Origin of the sequence: Pseudomonas sp. BS-2016 (genome assembly GCF_001806145.1) — a bacterium.
Classification (GTDB): Bacteria; Pseudomonadota; Gammaproteobacteria; order Pseudomonadales; family Pseudomonadaceae; genus Aquipseudomonas; species Aquipseudomonas lundensis.
This window is the reverse complement of record NZ_MLCT01000150.1, coordinates 1-2,314: the sequence shown is the minus strand read 5'-3', so window position 1 is coordinate 2,314 and position 2,314 is coordinate 1. Positions and strand designations below refer to the sequence as shown.

General features: G+C 57.6%; 2 pseudogenes. Both read left to right on the top strand.

What is annotated here, in order from left to right:
* Positions 1-1,738: pseudogene (locus BKD70_RS23195) on the top strand (BREX system P-loop protein BrxC); the annotation flags it as partial.
* 71 nt (positions 1,739-1,809) lie between these two features.
* A pseudogene (locus tag BKD70_RS23190) lies at positions 1,810-2,314 on the top strand (BREX-1 system adenine-specific DNA-methyltransferase PglX); the annotation flags it as partial.

The window sequence follows — 2,314 nt, the reverse complement described above, 5'->3', positions numbered from 1 at the left end:
CCACATTGTCACTCCGCTTAGTGACAACTTCGATAACCTCACCGTGCAGCGCATGCAGAGCATGGGACGTGATGAGCTGCGCGTGGTGCTGCCGGCTGATGCCCGGTTCATGCAGGATCTCACCCTGCACAAGCGCACTGAGAAATACATCCGACAGAACAGCAGCACCCAACAGGAAGCGGTCAAACGCATCATCGACGCCAAGGGCTTCCAGAACACCGAACGTCTGGCCGAGTTGCAGGATCGTGCCAAGGAGCTGCTCGGCAAAGCGCACTTGATAATTAACGCCGCCGACGTGGAGGCCACCAGCAGCGACGGTCAGGCCCGTATTCTCAAAGGTTTCTACCAGCTGATCGAAACTACTTATCCGAACCTGCGCATGCTGCGCGATGTGCCGTTCAACGAGAACGACATCGGCAAATACCTGCGCCAGGCCCAGGACGGTCTACTTGGCAACGACGCTACTAGCCTGACCGAGCCCGAGCAGGAACTACTGGCCTATATCCAGAGCAATGCTCGCAGCGGTGTGCGCACCACGGTCAAAACCCTGTTGGAGCGCTTCGAGCGCAAGAGCTACGGTTGGTACTACGCGGCCATTCTCTGCAACCTCGCGCTGCTTTGCGCACGTGGCAAGGTGGAGGTGCGGCAGGACAGCAACCCGCTGGAAGGCGACAACCTAGAGCGTAGCTTGCGCAACACCAACGCTCACACTACCTTGGTGCTGGAGCCGCAAATCGAGTTCAGCGCCTCCCAGGTTCGCCATCTCAAAGAATTCTTTGCCGACTTTTTCGACCGTCCCGCCAGCTGCAACGAAGCCCGCGCTCTGGCGCGTGAAACCATCGACGCCATCAAAGAGCTGGAGATTGATTTAGCCGACCTACATGGGCAAAAAGCCTTGTATGGATTCCTCTGCGTGCTAGATGGCGTGATGGCTACCCTCAAGGAAATCGCCGGCAAAAACGCCAGCTGGTTCCTTACCGACCTGTCCCGCGCCTCCGATGCCATGCTCGACACCAAAGAGCAGATCATTGAGCCGCTACGTCGTTTCATGGGTAGTCCGCAAAAAGCTATTTACGATCAGGCTCGCCAACTGGTGCAGGAGCAGGAAGACAATTTCGCCTATGTCGCCACAGGTGAGGTTGAAGCCATCAAGGCATTACTCACCGAGAATAAACCCTGGCAAGGCAACCGCCTGCAGCAGGCCAAACCGCAACTGGAGGCCCTGCAGCAAGCCATTGCTAACCAGCTAACCAGCGAAAAGGCTACTGCAGTCAGCCGGCTTGCCGAGTTGGAGCTGCGTCTGCAGGGGAGCAACGAGTACGGCAGTCTTAAGCCTGAGCAGCAGGCGCAGCTCGCTGCGCCGTTTGTTGAAGCTCGGCAGTCAATGCAAGGGCAGAAGCGTATCGCTATGATCCGCGATCAGCTGCGTGCCTTCGAGGACAACCAATACGCACAGTTACTGCTGAAATTGGAGCGACTGGCTCGTCCGCAACCGGTACCAGATCCAATCCCGCCCGTTTCTCCGCCGCCAGCGGGAAATAAGGGCATCGACTATCCGACGCCGCAAGGCGCAGAACCACCCAAAGTGGCCGAACCGCGCCTGGTGTCCGCACGTACTATTAAGGTGGGTTACAGCAAACCTTGGCTGGCCAGTGAATCCGAGCTGGATGATTACCTACGGCAGCAGCGCGAAGCCTGGCTGAAGGAAATCCAAGCAGGTAACCGCGTACAGATTTGAAACGGACAAGTGCCCCGATCATTTTCGTGAGACCACACAAATGATCGAGCAGGCCCATAAAGAGAATAATGATGGAAACTACCAGACTCAAGAAGTTCGCCCAGCACGCCCGTCGTCTGTTGCTGGAGCAAGTCGGCGCCAAGCTCGCCCTGGTACTCGATGCCAGCAGCGCCGCCCGCCGCGAGAATCCGCAGGCCGTGGCCCAGTTGGAAAAGCAGATTGCTGCATCCAACCGTGAGCAGCTCATCGACAAGGTGGCCTACACCTGGTTCAACCGCTTCTGCGCCCTGCGCTTTATGGACGTGAATGCCTATACGCGCATCCGCGTGGTATCGCCCGCTGACGAAGGCCAGTTCCAGCCGGAAATATTAGCTGAAGCCAAAGCTGGCCATATCGATGAAGATCGAGTGCCCGAAAAAATCAGCCGGCAGATCCAAGCCCTGCTCAGTGGCACCGCACCTAGCCACGACCCGCAGCAGGAAGCTTATCGCCTGTTGGTGGTGGCCGAGTGCAACAGTTTCCACAGCGCCATGCCTTACCTGTTCGAACGCATTGCCGATTACACCGAGCTGCTGA